The following is a 16,378-nucleotide window of genomic DNA, read 5'->3' on the forward strand; positions in this document are numbered from 1 at the left end:
AGGGGAAAGCAATGAAAAAAATCATTTTTGCTTCAATTACTGCATTTGCTGTTATTGTAAGTGGATGTGCTACAAAAAATACTAGTGTAAGTAGCTCAAGTAGTGTAGACGGTTCAAAAGGTAGTGGTGGTTCAGATAGATTTGAAAATCTTGAATCTTTAAATTCTATTGCAAATGTATATTTTGATTTTGATAAATTTAATATTAGAAAAGATATGCAAAAAGTTGTTGCAAATAATGCTGAAATCTTCAATAAAGAAACTACAAATACTGCAATCGTAGTTGAAGGAAACTGCGATGAGTGGGGAACTGATGAATATAACCAAGCTTTAGGTTTAAAAAGAGCTAAGGCAGTTAAAGAATCTTTAATAGCTCAAGGTGTTAGTGCAGAAAGAATTAGCGTTAAGAGCTATGGAGAAACTAATCCTGTATGTACTGAAAGAACAAAAGCATGCGATGCTCAAAATCGTCGTGCAGAATTTAAAATTGCAAAATAAGTTTAAATAAATGAAATTAAACTTATTATCAGTAGCTCTTTTAGGAGCTACTTTTTTACACGCTGAAATTTCAGCATTTGATGCAGGAAAAGTAGATACAAAAACACCTTACGGTTTAACCCAAAATGAAAAATTACAATATGAAAATCAAGAACGCTTAAAAGCTTTAAATGAATATTATACAAATTTAACAAGTAAAATAAATACAGCAGTAGAAAACATAGAAGGTTTGCAAAGCGTTACTGAGGGATTAAATGCTCAGTATTCAAAAGCTAATACAAAATTGCTTTCATTGGAAGAAAACTATCAAAATTTTGATGCAAATATTACTCAAGAAATTCAAAACTTAAGAGCTTATATTGAAGAAAATAGACAAATTCAAGAAAAAAATTACCAAGAAATTCAAAAGGTTTTAGGTGAAATTACAACTTTAATCAATAAGATTAATGATGATTATATTTCCAAAGAAGATATGAATCAAACCATAACTTTTTTTCAATCTGAAATAACTAGAGTACAAAATCAGGCTAAAGTTACTCCTATTGCTCCTATTGTAAAGGATGATAACAAAACCCAAGAAGTTATTCAAGACATAAATGAAACTCAAGAAGAAGTGATTGAAAAAAAAGATGATAGTTGGAAAAAATTACAATCTAGTGAAATTTTGAAAAAAGCAATTGATGAAACTAATAAAAATCAATTTGAAGATGCAAAAGAAAAATTTGAATATCTAATCAGTATTCACTATAAACCTGCTAGATCTACTTTTTGGCTTGGAGAGATAAGATATAAACAGCAAGATTATGCAGGTGCTTTGGGATTTTATAAAAAAAGTTCTGCTATAAGCACTAAGGGTGATTATGTACCAAAACTGCTTTATCATACAGCTATTAGTTTAGATAAGGTTGGAGATCCTAAAAGTGCTAATAAATTTTACAAGGCTTTAAAGACAGCTTATCCTGATAGTCCTGAAGCAAAAGTTTCACCAGATAGAAAATAAAAAAGGAGAAAAAATGGCTATAGAAAAAAATAGTGTAGTTTCAATGTTTTATGAGTTAAAAGATGCAAATACTAATGAAGTTTTAGAGTCAAATATTTATGCTGAACCTATTTCTTTTATTTTAGGCAAGGGTCAAATTTTAGAAGGATTGGAAGAGGAAATTCAAAAACTTAATGCACCATGCAATGTTGATATTGTGATAAAAAAAGAAAATGCCTTAGGTGAGTATGATGTAAATGCTTTGCAAACTTTACCAAAAGAGCAATTTGCAGGGATTGATTTGCAAGTTGGTATGGAGCTTTTTGGTGAAGGTGAAGATGGTAATACAGTAAGAGTGATTGTTAGAGAAATTACTGATAATGAAGTTACCATTGATTATAATCATGCTTACGCGGGAAAAGATTTGTTGTTTTCATTAAATATTGTAGATGTTAGAGCTGCGAGTGAAGATGAAATTTTAACAGGTATAATCGCAGGAAGTAAAAGTTGTGGATGTGGTGGAGGACATCATCATGATCACCATCACGGACATGGCGGTGGCGGATGTTGTGGTGGCCACGGACATGGTGGCGGCGGTTGCTGCGGTGGTCATTAATGAATAGTGCATTTATTTTCCCAGGCCAAGGCTCTCAAAGTGTTGGTATGGGACTTAGTTTTTATAAAAATTCATCCAAAGCAAAAGATTTATTAGATCATGCAAGTGAATATTGTAAACTTGATTTTAAGTATTTACTTTTTGAAGAAAATGAAAATTTAAATAAAAGCGAATTCACACAAATGGCCATAGTGTTAAATTCACTTATGGCTTATGAAGCTTTAAAAGAACAAGTGAATATAGAGGCTAAGTATAGTTTAGGTCATTCGCTAGGAGAATTTAGTGCTTTAGCAACTCAAGGTGCATTTAACTTTTTAGATGTAATAGCGCTTGTCAATAAACGTGGTCAATTTATGCAAGAAGATTGTTCTAAAATTGAGGCTGGTATGATGGTAGTTTTAGGACTTGAAGATAGAGTAGTAGAGAATCTTTGTCAAAAGGCATTAAGTGAGGGAAAAAATATTTTTGCAGCTAACTATAATTGCGATGGACAGATTGTAGTAGCAGGTTTAAAGGCTGACTTAGCTTTTTATGAGAGTGAATTTAAAAATGCTGGTGCAAAAAGAGCTATGCTTTTAAATATGAGTGTTGCTAGTCATTGTCCATTATTGAAAAATGCATCTTTAAAGCTTATAAAAGAATTAGAGCCTATTTTGAAAGAGAATTTTGAAAATGTAGTATCAAATGTCAACGCTAAAGCATATAATGATAAAAACCAAGCTTTAGCACTTTTAAGTGATCAGCTTGTCAAACCTGTTCTTTATAAACAAAGTATTAAAGCAATAGATAGTGAAGTAGATTTTTATATTGAATTTGGTGCAAATGTATTAAAAGGTCTAAATAAAAAAATCACTCAAAAAGAAACTTATGCTTTAAGTAAAATAGAAGATATTGATGAAATTTTAAAGGTAATTAAATGAAAATAGCTATTTTAGGAGCTATGCCTGAAGAGGTTACTCCTTTATTAGAAGTATTAAAAGAATATCAAACAATTGAATATGCGAATAATACTTATTATCTTGCAAAATATAAAAACCATGAATTGATTATTGCTTATTCTAAGATAGGAAAGGTAAATTCTACTCTTAGTGCGACCATTATGATAGAAAAATTTAAAGCCGAGTTTTTGCTTTTTACAGGAGTGGCTGGTGCTTTTAATCCTAGTTTAGAAATAGGAGATTTAATTTATGCTACAAAATTAGCTCAATATGATTTAGATATCACTGCTTTTGGGCACCCACTTGGTTATGTTCCTGGTAATGAAATTTTTATAAAGACAGATGATAAGTTAAACAATCTTGCCATAGAAGTTGCTAAAGAACTTAATATTAAATTGCAATCGGGTATTATTGCCACAGGCGATGAGTTTATTTGTGATGAGAATAAAAAGACAAAAATTAGAGAGATTTTTAATGCAGATGCTTGTGAGATGGAAGGAGCTAGCGTAGCTTTGGTGTGTGATGCTTTAAAAATTCCATGTCTAATTTTAAGGTCAATGAGTGATAAAGCAGGTGAAAAAGCGGAATTTGATTTTGATGAATTTGTAGAAAAATCAGCAAAAATATCAGCTAATTTTGTCTTAAAAATTTGTGAGAAATTATGATAAATCTTAGTAAAAAATTAATTAGAGAAGTAGCAAAGGCTAATGCTAAGTTTTCTTTAATAGGAGATAACGATAAAGTCTTATTGGGGCTTAGTGGTGGGAAAGATTCGTTAGCTCTAGCGCATCTTTTAAAACGTATGCAAGCACATGCTCCTTTTAAATTCGAATTTAAAGCAGTAACTTTAAGTTATGGCATGGGTGAAGATTATACCAAACTTCATAATCACTGCAAAGAACATGATATTGAACATGAAATAATTAACTCTAATATTTATGAAATTTCAGGTGATACTATTAGAAAAAATTCGAGTTTTTGTAGCTATTTTTCAAGAATGAGGCGTGGTGCTTTATATACTTATGCTTTGGAAAATGGCTATAATAAATTGGCTATAGCTCATCATTTAGATGATGCGGTAGAGAGTTTTTTTATGAATTTTATTTATAATGGTGCTCTTAGGAGTTTAGCTCCAAAATATAAAAGTAAAAGAGGTGTAGAAGTTATCCGCCCTTTGATTTTTGTAAGGGAAAGACAGCTAAGAGAAAATGCTATTAATAATGAATTAGAAGTTATTGGTAATGAATTTTGTCCTGGTATGAAATTAAGTGAAAAAAATGTCAAATTTCCTCATGCTAGAGAAGAAGCAAAGCAGCTTTTGGCAAATCTAGAAAAAGAAAATCCAAAATTATTTACAAGCTTAAAAACTGCATTTGAAAATATCCATACGGATAGTTTTTTCATGGTTAAGGATAATGACTAAACTTTTAGTGGTTGTTGATTATCAAAATGATTTTATCAGTGGTAGCTTAGGTTTTGAAAAAGCTACCAAGATAAAAGATAATATTCTTACTCTTTTAAAAAATCATCAAGATGATATTGTTTTTACTTTTGATACGCATGATGAGAATTATTTAAAAACCCAAGAAGGAAAAAATTTACCTATTTGTCATTGTATTAAGGATACTTTAGGATGGCAAATGCCAAATGATTTTGACATATATTTAAAAAATGCAAAAAAAATATTTTACAAAAATACTTTTGGGAGTTTAGAATTAGCTAATTTTTTAAAACAAAATTATTATAGTAGTATAGAGTTTTGCGGTTTGGTTTCACATATTTGTGTGTTTAGTAATATTATTTTAGCACAAAGTGCTACTCCTAATTCTAAAATTATTTTGCATAAAAATGCTACTACAAGTTTTAGCGAATCTTTAGAAAAAAACGCTTATGAAATTTTACAAGCTTATGGTATAGAGCTTCTATAAATGCAAGGGTATATTTTACACACTCAGAGTGTAAAAGATGAGGATTTGATTGTCTATCTTTTGAGTTCTAAAAGGGTTATTAAAAGTTATAGATTTTATGGAATGAGGCATTCTAATATTCTAAGTGGATATAAGATTGATTTTGAGCTTGAGGAAAGTTCAAGGTTTTTACCACGTTTAAAAGATGTTTTACACATTGGTTTTTCTTGGATTTTAGATAGAGAGAGAATGTTTTTTTGGCAAGAATTTATTAGACTTTTTTATTGGCATTTAAAAGATGTTGAAGAAATTGATAATTTTTATTTTGAGCTTTTAGAAGATTGTGCTAAACGTTTTGAAAAACAAGACTGTAAACGTGTAATAGTAGATGCATATTTGAAAATTTTAAGCTTTGAAGGACGATTGCATAAGAGTTTTATATGCTTTTTATGTGATGAGTATATAAAAGAAGATGTGGTGTTAGTGAGAGCTTTTTTGCCTGCACATAGAAAATGTGCTTTTGGTTACGAGTTTAAAACTAAAGACCTTATAAAGTTTTATGAAAAATTTAATTCATCGCATTTTAGCGATGAATATATTGATAATTTATACAAAATCATAAAAGAGGGTTTTTAAGAGTAATATCATACATCATAATAGCCTCTTGTCTTAATTTTGCGATGATATTTGCACTATCAATATGTGTATTTTTTATAATAGCTTCCTTGCTATTTTTAATATCTTCAAGCAAATTTCCAAGTTGTTTTTGAGAACTTTGTAGGCAAGTGCTTATACATTTTGGTTGTGTTTGTTGTAAAACTTGCTCGAAATTTAAACTTTGATTATTAAGCTTTGAAGCATGTGCTGCTAAATTATTTGCACTTGTTCTAATGCCACCTAATGCTTTGTAAATCCCCTTTGAATTGATATGAGCTGCCATGAACCTTCCTTGTTTTATGGTATCTCTTCATTCATATTGCTTGGTAGCTTATAAGCAAAAATCATTCCCTGTTGAAAAATTCTTGAATATATTTTCGCATAACTTCTACATCATTAATACGATTAACACAATCTCTAAAATTAGAAGCATCTTCATAGCCTTTAGAGTATTCATGTAAGTGCTTTCTAAATATACTTATACCTTGCTCTTTGTAGTGTTTTAGCATTTCTTCAAAATGCGTGAAAATGATTTTATTTTTCATGACCTTATCGATTTTTTTGCCAGTTTTTATCTCATGAAATATCCAAGGTTTTCCTATGCTTGCACGCCCTATCATCAAGGCATCACAATTTGTTATTTTAAATACCTCTTTAGCATTTTCTGCACTAATGTCACCATTTGCAACTAAAGGAATTTTGATATTTTCTTTGGCTAAAGCTATGGCTTCATAATCAGCATTTCCGCTATACATTTGTTTTCTAGTGCGACCATGCATACTGATAAAATCTATTCCAGTGTTTTCGCATGCCTTAGCAATAGCAATAGGATCTTTTTTATCAAATCCCAATCTTACTTTAACACTAGTTAGTTTTTTATTGCTTGTTTTTTTGATAAGTTCTAAAATTCTTTGTAGTTTATCAAGATCTTGCAAAAGAGCACTACCTGCACATTGTTTTATAACCTTATTTACAGGGCAACCACAATTAAAATCAATCCCATCTATAAAATCAAAGCGATTTAGAATTTCTACCGCCTTTTGAATCACGCTTTCATTTGAACCTGCGATTTGAACTATATAAGGATTTTCAAGTTCAGCTTTTTCTAGCATTTTAAGAGTTTTTGAACTCTCATATACTAAAGCATTAGAGCTTATCATTTCACTAATGGTTATATCTGCACCAAATTGCTTAACTAAATTTCTCAAAGGCAAGTCTGAAAAACCTGCCATAGGAGCTAAAAATAAAGGCTTTTTGCTAAAATCTATCATTGTATAAATTTATCAAGTTCTATTTTTTTATTATGTTCTCTTAAAAAGAGCAAGAGTCTAAAGTCTCTATACTCATTTTGATTATTTCCTAATTCATTAAGCAATTCATCATACATACCAAATTCTGCTAAAGTATAAAAATAAGCCCTTAAGGCTTGAGTTTGATTGTCTTTTAGTTTTTTAAATAAAGCGATTAATACTTGAGGTTCTACTTTTTTATAAAGTATTTTGGTACTTTGCAAATAAGCAGCTTCATCTAGTGAATTTATGCTTAATAAAACTTCGATTTCAGCATGATTTAATTCTAAGCTTTCTTTTTCGAATCTATGCAAAAGTAATAAAATATCATCTTGATTTTTTTGTATTTTTAGTGTTTTGATTTGGCTATATGGCGCATTTTCCAACACTTTTTTATATGCAAAAATTTCTAACTCATTTGTTAAAGTATCTTTATTTTTTATAAAAGAAAAAGCATAATCACTATCTTTTTGGAAATGATTTTTTTCATTTAGAATGAAAATTTCATTATTTGGATCTAGTTTGTATTTTTTTAATTCTACAAATTCTTTTTTATCTAACTGTTCTAAAATATCTACAATATCATCTATTTTTGGATTTTGAATTTTTTCTTTAAAATAAAGAGCTTGAGTGTTTTTTGCTATGTTTTGAAATTCTTGAGTTTTAAATTTAATTTTACTTACTTTTTTTAAAAAAATATCAACAATAAAATTTTCATAATTTTTACTATCTTTAATAAGATTTTTATATTGCAAATGCTTTAAAAAACCATAAAAACTCATATGAGTTAAAGCTAGTATCATTAAAAATAATGCAGGTAAAATTACCCATAAGCTAATGGGTAAATTTAATTCAAAAGTAGAAATTGTAAAAGTGTAATTTCCTAAATTTAGATTATAAACTAAAGCTACAATGATTAAAAGATAAACTAAGCTTGCAAAGAAAAATAATCTTATTTTCATAGTTCTTTCCTTTTTTCTAGATTTTCACGGCAATTTATACAGTATTTTGCGTGAGGTTTTACTTTAAGTCTTTCAGGATGAATATTATCTTCACAGTACTCACAAATACCATAAGTATTGTTATCTATTTTGCTTAATGAATGTTTAATTTCTTCTAACTCAGCTTTTAAATTTTCATTAATTTTAAAATCAATATGAGAGCTATTATCAATTTGTTGTAAGTCAACTTCATCTCTAGGTTCGCTATCTTGTAGATTGTGGATATTATCTATATTACCTTGAAGCTCTTGTAAAATTTCTTTTTGTCTTTGAAGTAATATGTTTTTGAAATTCTCAAGATTTAATTCTTGCATAAACGCTCCTATTTGTGATATGGATGATTTGTGTTAATGCAAAATGCACGATAAATTTGTTCTAAAAGCATGGTTTTAGCAAATTTATGTATTAAAGTCATTTTGCTAAGAGCTATACTTGTGTGCATTTGTGCAATAAATTCTTGCTCAAAGCCATAAGCACCACCTATAAAGAAAGAAATTCCATTTTTATCTTGTAATAATTTTGCAAATTCTACGCTTGTAAACTCTTTGCCTCTTTCATCTAAAGCTATGCAAAAACCTTTTATATAAGGAGTTAATGCATTTGTGTAGGACTTTTTTGCTTCTGTGGCATTGATGTTTTGTGCTTGATTAATTTTATTATTAAAAATGCATATATCATTAAAGTCGCAAAATTTTTTAATGAGTTTAGTATAATACTCATCTATTTTGCTAAATTCATTATTATTGTTTTTTTGAATACTAAAAATATTGATTTGCATTTTTAGTTTTTAGAAAAAAATCTTAAAAAATCTGCTATGAATTTTTTATGTTCATTTCTTTCTACGATAGCATCAATCAATCCGTGTTCAAGCAAAAATTCAGCTTTTTGAAAACCTTCAGGTAAATCAGCTCCTATAGTTTGCTTGATTACTCTAGCCCCTGCAAAACCTACTAAAGCACCAGGTTCAGCTATGATGATATCGCCAAGCCAAGCAAAAGAAGCACTTACTCCACCCATGGTTGGATCAGTTAGAACTGAAATGTAAGGAAGTTTTTCTTCTGCTAAGAGTTTTAATGCCGCACTTGTTTTACTCATTTGCATTAAAGAATAAGTACTTTCTTGCATTCTAGCTCCACCACTTGCACTTGCTATAACAACAGGTGTTTTTTTCTCAATAGCTCTTTCAATAGCCCTAAGAATTTTTTCGCCTTCAACTGAACCTAAACTACCACCCATAAAAGAAAAATCAAAAACAACAAGTTGGGTTTTTATTCCATCTATGGTGCATTCACCGCTTATTACAGCACTTTTTCTACCCGTTTTTTCTTCATTTTCCGCTAATCTTTTTTTGTATGATTTGCTATCTACAAATTTGAGTGGATCAACTGGATATAAGTCTTTATCTATTTCTATAAAAGTACTTTCATCGCTAAGCAATTCAATGCGTTTTAAAGGATCTAATCTCATATGAAAATTACATTTAGGGCAAACATTATAACAAGCTTCTATTTCTTTATAATACATTAACGCATGACAAGAATTACATTTAACCCAATGATTTGGAGCTTCATTTGGAGCAGCTTGTTTGCGTCTTATGCTAGAAAAAATATCTAAAAAATTCATTATCTCTACCTAAAATAAAATTTCAAAATTATAGCAAGATTTTATTACTTTTAAAATCTTGCACCTAACATAAACTCAAATTTGCTTACATCATCTTTGGAGTTGGTGTTAAATGGTTTAGCAAAAACTAGATTTAAAGCACCTAGTGGAGTTAGCCATTCAAAACCAATCCCAGTGCTCCATCTTTGAATTTGAGTTAAAGAATTCTCTCCTATAGTGCCATAGTCAAAAAATACACTTCCTCTAAGTTTGATTCTATCAAAAATTGGAAAACTTAATTCTACAGAGTTTGCAAAAGCTACTGTACCACCTGTTTCATCACCCCATTCATTTTTAGGGCTCACACTTCTTCTATCAAAACCTCTAATAGTTCCTATGCCACCAAGATATAGTTTTTCATTAATTGGCAAATAACCTTGATCCCATACTTTATAAAAACTTGCTTTATAGCGATAAATTAAATCCCATCCTATAAAATCTTCTAGACCTTGATAGTAGTTAAATTTAGTAATAGAGCTTATAAATTGCTGATCTCCACCTAAACCTGCATACTCAAGTGAAGTTGAAGCAATAAAGCCTGACCTTGGTAGATAATAATCATCTGTATTATTAAATATAATTGAAGGGATGATAGAGCTTTTGTAAGTTTTACCAAGTTTATATCCTTGAGCAATTAAACGATCACTTAAATAATAAATATCACTTTGCTCAAGATTATAGGTTAAATCTACACTTGTGTATCTCCCTAAAGATTTTCCTACGCTTATATCAAAACCATAATTTCTCTCATCGTAACTATCCCATTCTAAACGATTAGAATATAATGACCCTCCAAGAGAATAATCACTATCATTTACTCTAGGATTTCTCAAAGACACTCTACCTGAAAGTGTATCATCGCCTTTATCTATACTTACACTTCCTTTCATACCAGATCCTAGAATATTTGCATCAGATAACGAGGCGCTTAGTAAAACCCCATCGCTAGTCCCATAGCCAATACCGCCAGAAATAGCTCCAGTTGAAGCTTCTTTAACTTCTACTATTAAATCAATATGGGTATCATCTACTCTTTGTTCTTTAATATCTACATTTTCAAAGTATGCAGTTCTTCTTAGAGCATTTCTTGAATCTATTAAGTCGGTTCTATTATAAAGATTACCTTCAGTTAGATAAAGCTCTCTGCGAATAACTCTATCAACTGTTTTGGTGTTACCTGAAATTTCAACATTTCTAATATATACTTTTTCATTTGGTATGACTTTAAAAATAACCATAGCTTCATGGTTTTCCTTATCTTTTTGTATATCAGGTATAACTTGTACAAAAGCATAACCTAAATCTGCTGTTTTGGTTTCTATAGTTTTAATATCTTCTCTTAGTTTTTCTATGTTAACTATTTTTCCAATACTTAATTTTAGATCATTCACTAAGACTTCGTTTTCTTCATCACTAAAAATAGGATTAAAAATTTTAATCCCCTTTACTTTGTAAACTTCACCCTCATTAATAAAATAAGTTAAATCAGCTTGATAAGTATCAGTATAAGTATTTAAAAAAGCAGGAGAAACACTCACATCAAGGTAACCTTCTTTTAAATATACATCTGAAATTCTTGAGCTATCATTTGCTAAATCAAAGATTTTAAGCTTGCCATCATTAAAACCCCACATCCAGCCTAGAGCTTCTCTTTGTTTATTTGCTATTGCAGGCTCGACATCTGAATAGCTTAAATTTTTTGCACCGCTTAAATGTACTTTTTCTATGATAATATTTTCTCCACGATTTACAATAAAAGTAAGTTTTAGAGAACTTGAGTTGCTTAATTTTTCATCTTTGATTTCCACAACAGTATCATAAAAACCTTTAGCTTGATAAAAAAGCTTAATTTTTTCAGCAGCTTCTTTGGCTGAATTTTCATCATATAAAATTCCAGGTTTTAAACCGACAAGGGTTTCTATTTGTTTTCTATCATTACTTGCTATACCTTGAATATCTATTTTTCCTATAGATGGTTTTTCTACTACTTTAAAAATTAGTATCCCATTTTTTTCTTCTACGACTATATCTTTAAAATAGTTTCTATCAAAAAGATTTTTGATTGCCGCATCTATATTAGCAGGACTAGCTTTTTGTCCTATTTTTAATTTAGAAATCGCAATAGCGCTTTCTTTGGAAAGTTGCGATAAGCCTTCAAACTTTATATCTTTAATTGTAGTTGCACATAAAGAACTTGAGAGTGCAAAGAAAACAAACCATTTTTTCATTATTTTACCTAAATTTTTATATACAAAATCGTTATAATACCAAAATATTTTTAACTAATGCTTTTTAAGGAAAATTTATGAAAATAGGTATAGTTGGACTTGGCTTGATAGGTGGATCTTTGGGTCTTAGCTTAAGAGAAAATAAATTAATAGATTTAGTTTGCGGATATGATATAAATAAAGAATTTGAGCAAATTGCTTTAGAGAGAAAACTAGTAGATAAGATTATTTCATTTGAAGAATTGGAAAAGTGTGATGTGATTTTTTTAGCTATTCCTGTAAGAGCTATTGTAAAAATTTTAAAAAAATTTCAAGGTCTTTCTAAAGATTGCACTATCATTGAGCTTGGAAGTACCAAAGAAGAAATTATTAAAAATTTACCTTCCTATTTGCAAAGTCAATTTATTGCAGCTCATCCTATGGCAGGAACTGAAAACAGTGGCCCAAGTGCAGCTGTAAAAGATTTATATAAAAATGCAGTTTGTGTTTTATGTGATGTGCAAAATGCTGATCATGTTCATCAAAAAAGAGCTATAGAAATTTTTTCAGATTTAGGAATGAAACTTGTATTTATGGATAGTATTTCGCATGATCATCATGCTTCTATTATTTCACATTTACCGCATGTGATTAGCTTTTCTTTGGCAAATTTTGTGATGAAAGAAGAAAATAAAAAAAATATAGCCCATCTAGGTGGTCCTTCTTTTAAAGATATGTGTAGGATTGCCAAGTCAAACCCTCAAATGTGGAGTGGTATTTTTGAACAAAATAAGCAAAATGTATTAAATTCTATTGATTTGTTTCAAAAAGAATTACAAGAATGTAAAAAAATGATAGAAAAATGTGATATAAACGAGCTTGAAGTTTGGATTAAAAGTGCAAATAAGCTAAGAGAAATTTTGTAATTTTTTTATAGTTTACTCTTAATTTGCTAAAGCATAATATATTTTTAAAAAATATAGCATTGAAAGTGAAAGATATGGTTTTTGCACGTAAAAGATCAAGTAAGAAATGGATTTTTATAATTTTTTTAATACTTTTGGCTTTTTTAGTATTTATTTTAAATACTAACTTGTTTGAAAAAAACCCTCCATTAATTCAAACAAAATCAGATGTTATTTATAGTAATTTAAACGATCCTATTTCGATAGAAGTAAATGATGAGAGTGTTTTAAAAGATATTAAAGTTACCTTGTTTAAAGCAAATGAATTAAATGGAGAAATACTTGTAAATGAGCATGTTAAAGGTGCAAAGAAAAATGTTCATTTTGATTTAAAATTACCAAAACTAGCTTATAAAGAAAAAGTTGATTCGTATAAACTTGTTATTGAAGCAAGCGATGGTAGTTTTTGGAATTTTTTTTTAGGAAATCAAGCATTTAAAGAAGTAAAAATTATTGTAGATACGAAAAGACCACTTGTAGAAGTTTTAAATAATTCTTATCAAATCGAACAAGGTGGAGTAGGCAGTGTGGTATTTAAAGCAAGTGATGAAAATTTACAAGAAGTTTATATCACAACCGATAAAGATAAAATTTTTAAAGCAACTCCTTATGTAAAAGAAGGGTATTACGCTGCTTTGATTCCTTGGCAGGCAACTGATGAGCATTTTAGGGCTTATGTGGTAGCTATAGATAAGGCAGGTAATATAAATAAACAAAGAATCAGATATTATTTTGCCAACAAAAAATATCGTGTGTCTAATATAAAAGTAAGTGATAGATTTTTAGATGGTAAGATTGAATTTTTAGCACAAAAATATGCTCCAAAAGATAGAGAATTAAGTAGGCTTGAAAAATTCAAATTTGTAAATGAAGATTTAAGAGCTTCTAATGAAGTTATTATCCATGATATTACAAGTAAAGTTCCTGATACTATGATTAATAATTTTAAAGTCAATCTTTTTAAACCTTTAAAAAATGGTCAAAAAGTAGCCGATTATGCTGATCATAGATTTTATTCTTATAATAGTCAAGCATTTAGTAGTTCTTACCACATGGGGCTTGATTTAGCAAGTGTAAAAGAAGCACCTATTATTAGCAACAATGATGGTGAAGTAGTTTTTGTGCAAGAAAATGGAATTTATGGATTAAATATTATCATTTATCATGGTTTTGGAATTTACACTCTGTATGGACATTGTACCAATACAGAAGTGAATGTAGGAGATAAAATTAAAGCTGGAGATGTTGTAGGCACGACAGGTACTACGGGATTAGCACTTGGGGATCATGTGCATTTTGGTGTTTTGATACAAGGTGTTGAGGTGCGTCCTGAGCAATGGCAAGATGCAAAATGGATCAAAGAAAATATTTATAATGTATTAGAATCAAGTAAAAAAAGAATATTGAGTGAATAAAAATGAATCAAACAACAATAGCAAGAGAAGTTAAAGGTGTTGGTATAGGTTTGCATAAGGGTGAGCCTATTAGTATAAAATTAGAGCCACTAGAAGCTGGTGTTGGTATAGTTTTTTATAGAAGCGACTTAGGAATTTCTTATGAAGCAAAACCTGAAAATGTCATCGATACGCAAATGGCTACTGTAATAGGTGATCATAGGGGTTATGTTTCTACTATAGAGCATTTAATGAGTGCCATTAATGCTTATGGTATTGATAATGTGCGTATAGTTTTGGATGCCAACGAAGCTCCTGTAATGGATGGTAGTAGTATAGGTTTTTGTATGATGCTTGAAGAAGCAGGTATAAAAGAGCTTGATATGGCTAAAAAAATTCTAGTGATAAAAAAACCTGTAGAAGTAAAAGAAGGTAATAAATTTGTACGTTTAAGCCCTACTGATATGCCTATTATAAACTATACAATCGAATTTGATAATCCTATCATAGGTAAGCAAAATTATTGTTTTGAATTTAGTAAAGAAAATTATATCAATGAAATCGCAAGAGCAAGAACCTTTGGGTTTTTAAAAGATGTTCAAGCTTTAAGAGCTATGAATTTAGGTCTTGGTGGAAGTTTAGAAAACGCAGTTGTGATTGATGATAACCGTATCTTAAATTCTGAAGGTTTGCGTTTTAAAGATGAATTTGTGCGCCATAAAATTTTAGATGCTATCGGAGATTTAACCTTGCTTGGATGCAGAGTTTTTGGAGATTATACTTCTTATGCGGGTTCACACAAGCTTAATCATCTTTTAACCAAAGAACTTTTAAAAGATTCTAGTGCTTATGAAGTGGTAAGTTTGGAAAAAAGTGCGTATAAAGTTTATGAAAAGGTTTTTGCATAAAAAAGGTTACTTTGCTTTTAAATGCCATAGCAAAGCCTTTGATGCTTGGTATTTATGAAAATGACGTATTAATAAAAACTATCGAGAGTGATTTAAAAGTTAGCGAAGTTTTGGCAAAAATATTGCAAGATTTACTTTCACAATATGAGTTTGAAAAGCTTATTTACGTGCATGGACCAGGCTCTTACATGGGTATAAAGATTTCTTATGTTTCTTTTAAAACACTAGCTGTAGTTAAAAACATTCCTTTAAAGGCAATTAGTGCTTTTGAGTTAAACAATAACACTCCTATAACAGCTAATAAACATTTATGTTTTGTGAAAAAAGATAACGATGAAATTATTTTAGAAAAGACACAAGCGGGAAGTTTTTTTATGCCCCAAAGTTTAAAAGGTTTAAATTTCAGCAAAGAAAATACACCTTTTTATGTTTTAGATGCGATTAATTAAGGTAAAAAATGAAGATTTTAGTTCCTGCAACAAGTGCAAATTTGGGTCCTGGTTTTGATTGTTTGGGTTTGAGTTTAAAATATTTTAATCAAACTATAGTCGAAAAATCTAAATTTTTTAGTATTAGCATACACGGGGAAGGTGAAAATAATATCTATCTTAAAAAAAACAATACCTTTGTTAATATTTTTTATGAAATTTATCAAAGACTTAGTGGTAAAAAAGATAATTTTCGCTTTGTTTTTCAAAACAATATCCCTTTAGCTAGAGGTATGGGAAGCTCTTCTGCTGTGATAGTTGGAGCTATTGCTTGTGCTTATGAATTAAGTGGGTTTAAAGCGGATAAAAATACCATTTTAAATGAAGCTTTAAAATATGAAAACCATCCAGATAACATAGCTCCAGCAGCACTTGGGGGTTTTATATGTGCATTAACTCATAATGAAAAAGTTTTAGCTATAAAAAAAGAAGTGGATAAAGACTTACAAGCTGTTATAACCATACCAAATGTAGCGATGAATACTCAAAAATCAAGAGCAGTTTTAGCTAAAAAAATCAACCTAGAAGATAGTGTTTTTAATCTTTGTCATGCTTCATTTTTAACCGCTTGCTTTTTAGAGAAAAAATATGATTTATTAAAATATGCAAGTTTAGATAAACTTCATCAAAACCAAAGAATGAAACTTTTGCCCGAGCTTTTTGAGGTGCAAAAATTAGCTTTAGATAATAATGCTCTCATGAGCACGCTCTCGGGTTCAGGCTCAAGTTTTTTCACTCTAGCTTATAAAGATGATGCTAAAAAAATCAAAGAAAAAATCAAAAATAAATTTGCTAAATTTAGAGTTGAGCTTTTAGAATTTGATGATGAGGGTTTTAAAATTTGCTAAAAATTCCAAAAAAAAGATATAA

At 29.5% G+C, this 16,378-nt stretch carries 20 protein-coding genes; 13 read left to right on the top strand and 7 right to left on the bottom strand.

All coding sequences use genetic code 11. The features are described 5' to 3' along the window. Window positions 1-11: 11 nt before the first annotated feature. Genes pal through recO form a run of 8 tightly spaced genes read left to right on the top strand, consistent with a single transcriptional unit; the run spans window position 12 to window position 5,573 of the window. Entirely contained in the window at window positions 12-497 is a 486-nt protein-coding gene (gene pal, locus CORN_RS01015; RefSeq protein ID WP_066007459.1) for a peptidoglycan-associated lipoprotein Pal, read from the top strand. A gap of 10 nt (window positions 498-507) precedes the next feature. Further along, window positions 508-1,497, top strand: a complete 990-nt coding sequence (locus CORN_RS01020) for a tetratricopeptide repeat protein (protein WP_066007451.1) — start codon at window positions 508-510, stop codon at window positions 1,495-1,497. A 13-nt stretch (window positions 1,498-1,510) separates the two neighbouring features. After that, entirely contained in the window at window positions 1,511-2,092 is a 582-nt protein-coding gene (locus CORN_RS01025) for an FKBP-type peptidyl-prolyl cis-trans isomerase (protein ID WP_066007443.1), read from the top strand. Continuing rightward, window positions 2,092-3,012, top strand: coding sequence for an ACP S-malonyltransferase (gene fabD, locus CORN_RS01030; protein WP_066007441.1), 921 nt, complete (start codon window positions 2,092-2,094; stop codon window positions 3,010-3,012). Before CORN_RS01025 ends, fabD begins: the two co-directional genes overlap by 1 nt. Next, window positions 3,009-3,695, top strand: a complete 687-nt coding sequence (locus tag CORN_RS01035; RefSeq protein WP_066007439.1) for a 5'-methylthioadenosine/adenosylhomocysteine nucleosidase — start codon at window positions 3,009-3,011, stop codon at window positions 3,693-3,695. Before fabD ends, CORN_RS01035 begins: the two co-directional genes overlap by 4 nt. After that, a complete protein-coding gene (locus CORN_RS01040) occupies window positions 3,692-4,453 on the top strand; it encodes a PP-loop family protein (protein WP_066007438.1) in 762 nt (253 codons plus the stop codon). Before CORN_RS01035 ends, CORN_RS01040 begins: the two co-directional genes overlap by 4 nt. After that, on the top strand, window positions 4,446-4,958 hold the full coding sequence (locus CORN_RS01045) for a cysteine hydrolase family protein (protein ID WP_066007436.1): 513 nt from the start codon (window positions 4,446-4,448) through the stop codon (window positions 4,956-4,958). Before CORN_RS01040 ends, CORN_RS01045 begins: the two co-directional genes overlap by 8 nt. After that, window positions 4,959-5,573, top strand: coding sequence for a recombination protein RecO (gene recO / locus CORN_RS01050; protein ID WP_066007432.1), 615 nt, complete (start codon window positions 4,959-4,961; stop codon window positions 5,571-5,573). It begins immediately after the preceding gene. Here the strand turns inward: recO and CORN_RS01055 are convergent. The 7 genes from CORN_RS01055 to bamA all read right to left on the bottom strand — a co-directional run bounded on the left by CORN_RS01055 (window position 5,554) and on the right by bamA (window position 11,774). Continuing rightward, a complete protein-coding gene (locus CORN_RS01055; protein ID WP_066007427.1) occupies window positions 5,554-5,877 on the bottom strand; it encodes a hypothetical protein in 324 nt (107 codons plus the stop codon). The genes recO and CORN_RS01055 overlap by 20 nt on opposite strands. Before the next feature lie 61 nt (window positions 5,878-5,938). Next, a complete protein-coding gene (locus tag CORN_RS01060; protein ID WP_066007425.1) occupies window positions 5,939-6,865 on the bottom strand; it encodes a tRNA dihydrouridine synthase in 927 nt (308 codons plus the stop codon). After that, complete coding sequence (locus CORN_RS01065; protein WP_066007424.1) at window positions 6,862-7,845, bottom strand: hypothetical protein; 984 nt, start codon at window positions 7,843-7,845, stop codon at window positions 6,862-6,864. Before CORN_RS01065 ends, CORN_RS01060 begins: the two co-directional genes overlap by 4 nt. Next, a complete protein-coding gene (gene dksA / locus CORN_RS01070; protein WP_066007423.1) occupies window positions 7,842-8,198 on the bottom strand; it encodes an RNA polymerase-binding protein DksA in 357 nt (118 codons plus the stop codon). Before dksA ends, CORN_RS01065 begins: the two co-directional genes overlap by 4 nt. An 8-nt stretch (window positions 8,199-8,206) precedes the next feature. Further along, the gene (locus tag CORN_RS01075) at window positions 8,207-8,662 is read right to left on the bottom strand and encodes a 23S rRNA (pseudouridine(1915)-N(3))-methyltransferase RlmH (RefSeq protein WP_066007422.1); all 456 of its coding nucleotides are present in this window, start codon (window positions 8,660-8,662) and stop codon (window positions 8,207-8,209) included. A gap of 2 nt (window positions 8,663-8,664) precedes the next feature. Continuing rightward, complete coding sequence (accD, locus tag CORN_RS01080) at window positions 8,665-9,507, bottom strand: acetyl-CoA carboxylase, carboxyltransferase subunit beta (protein WP_066007420.1); 843 nt, start codon at window positions 9,505-9,507, stop codon at window positions 8,665-8,667. 50 nt (window positions 9,508-9,557) lie between these two features. Then, window positions 9,558-11,774 carry an outer membrane protein assembly factor BamA gene (bamA, locus tag CORN_RS01085; protein ID WP_066007418.1) on the bottom strand — a complete coding sequence of 739 codons (2,217 nt, stop codon included), beginning with the start codon at window positions 11,772-11,774 and terminating at the stop codon, window positions 9,558-9,560. 77 nt (window positions 11,775-11,851) lie between these two features. On the opposite strand from bamA, the gene CORN_RS01090 reads away from it, so the two are divergent. From CORN_RS01090 to thrB, 5 genes are all read left to right on the top strand, one after another. Next, the gene (locus tag CORN_RS01090) at window positions 11,852-12,679 is read left to right on the top strand and encodes a prephenate dehydrogenase (RefSeq protein ID WP_066007416.1); all 828 of its coding nucleotides are present in this window, start codon (window positions 11,852-11,854) and stop codon (window positions 12,677-12,679) included. A gap of 74 nt (window positions 12,680-12,753) precedes the next feature. Beyond that, window positions 12,754-14,133 carry a peptidoglycan metallopeptidase Pgp6 gene (pgp6, locus tag CORN_RS01095; RefSeq protein ID WP_066007414.1) on the top strand — a complete coding sequence of 460 codons (1,380 nt, stop codon included), beginning with the start codon at window positions 12,754-12,756 and terminating at the stop codon, window positions 14,131-14,133. A 2-nt stretch (window positions 14,134-14,135) separates the two neighbouring features. After that, the gene (gene lpxC / locus CORN_RS01100) at window positions 14,136-15,020 is read left to right on the top strand and encodes a UDP-3-O-acyl-N-acetylglucosamine deacetylase (protein ID WP_066007413.1); all 885 of its coding nucleotides are present in this window, start codon (window positions 14,136-14,138) and stop codon (window positions 15,018-15,020) included. Window positions 15,021-15,061: 41 nt separating this feature from the next. Then, complete coding sequence (locus CORN_RS01105; protein WP_066007544.1) at window positions 15,062-15,469, top strand: glycoprotease; 408 nt, start codon at window positions 15,062-15,064, stop codon at window positions 15,467-15,469. An 8-nt stretch (window positions 15,470-15,477) separates the two neighbouring features. Continuing rightward, window positions 15,478-16,356 carry a homoserine kinase gene (gene thrB, locus CORN_RS01110; RefSeq protein WP_066007412.1) on the top strand — a complete coding sequence of 293 codons (879 nt, stop codon included), beginning with the start codon at window positions 15,478-15,480 and terminating at the stop codon, window positions 16,354-16,356. Window positions 16,357-16,378 lie beyond the last annotated feature (22 nt).

The organism is Campylobacter ornithocola (assembly GCF_013201605.1).
GTDB classification, from domain to species: Bacteria; Campylobacterota; Campylobacteria; order Campylobacterales; family Campylobacteraceae; genus Campylobacter_D; species Campylobacter_D ornithocola.

Bases quoted from the DNA above. Each gene is read 5' to 3' on its own strand.
- pgp6 (WP_066007414.1), top strand. From the start codon at position 12,754: ATGGTTTTTGCACGTAAAAGATCAAGTAAGAAATGGATTTTTATAATT.
- CORN_RS01060 (WP_066007425.1), bottom strand. From the start codon at position 6,865: ATGATAGATTTTAGCAAAAAGCCTTTATTTTTAGCTCCTATGGCAGGT.
- CORN_RS01040 (WP_066007438.1), top strand. From the start codon at position 3,692: ATGATAAATCTTAGTAAAAAATTAATTAGAGAAGTAGCAAAGGCTAAT.
- CORN_RS01090 (WP_066007416.1), top strand. From the start codon at position 11,852: ATGAAAATAGGTATAGTTGGACTTGGCTTGATAGGTGGATCTTTGGGT.
- recO (WP_066007432.1), top strand. From the start codon at position 4,959: ATGCAAGGGTATATTTTACACACTCAGAGTGTAAAAGATGAGGATTTG.
- CORN_RS01035 (WP_066007439.1), top strand. From the start codon at position 3,009: ATGAAAATAGCTATTTTAGGAGCTATGCCTGAAGAGGTTACTCCTTTA.
- bamA (WP_066007418.1), bottom strand. From the start codon at position 11,774: ATGAAAAAATGGTTTGTTTTCTTTGCACTCTCAAGTTCTTTATGTGCA.
- pal (WP_066007459.1), top strand. From the start codon at position 12: ATGAAAAAAATCATTTTTGCTTCAATTACTGCATTTGCTGTTATTGTA.
- CORN_RS01020 (WP_066007451.1), top strand. From the start codon at position 508: ATGAAATTAAACTTATTATCAGTAGCTCTTTTAGGAGCTACTTTTTTA.
- CORN_RS01055 (WP_066007427.1), bottom strand. From the start codon at position 5,877: ATGGCAGCTCATATCAATTCAAAGGGGATTTACAAAGCATTAGGTGGC.
- thrB (WP_066007412.1), top strand. From the start codon at position 15,478: ATGAAGATTTTAGTTCCTGCAACAAGTGCAAATTTGGGTCCTGGTTTT.
- CORN_RS01105 (WP_066007544.1), top strand. From the start codon at position 15,062: ATGCTTGGTATTTATGAAAATGACGTATTAATAAAAACTATCGAGAGT.
- CORN_RS01065 (WP_066007424.1), bottom strand. From the start codon at position 7,845: ATGAAAATAAGATTATTTTTCTTTGCAAGCTTAGTTTATCTTTTAATC.
- CORN_RS01025 (WP_066007443.1), top strand. From the start codon at position 1,511: ATGGCTATAGAAAAAAATAGTGTAGTTTCAATGTTTTATGAGTTAAAA.
- fabD (WP_066007441.1), top strand. From the start codon at position 2,092: ATGAATAGTGCATTTATTTTCCCAGGCCAAGGCTCTCAAAGTGTTGGT.
- CORN_RS01045 (WP_066007436.1), top strand. From the start codon at position 4,446: ATGACTAAACTTTTAGTGGTTGTTGATTATCAAAATGATTTTATCAGT.
- CORN_RS01075 (WP_066007422.1), bottom strand. From the start codon at position 8,662: ATGCAAATCAATATTTTTAGTATTCAAAAAAACAATAATAATGAATTT.
- accD (WP_066007420.1), bottom strand. From the start codon at position 9,507: ATGAATTTTTTAGATATTTTTTCTAGCATAAGACGCAAACAAGCTGCT.
- lpxC (WP_066007413.1), top strand. From the start codon at position 14,136: ATGAATCAAACAACAATAGCAAGAGAAGTTAAAGGTGTTGGTATAGGT.
- dksA (WP_066007423.1), bottom strand. From the start codon at position 8,198: ATGCAAGAATTAAATCTTGAGAATTTCAAAAACATATTACTTCAAAGA.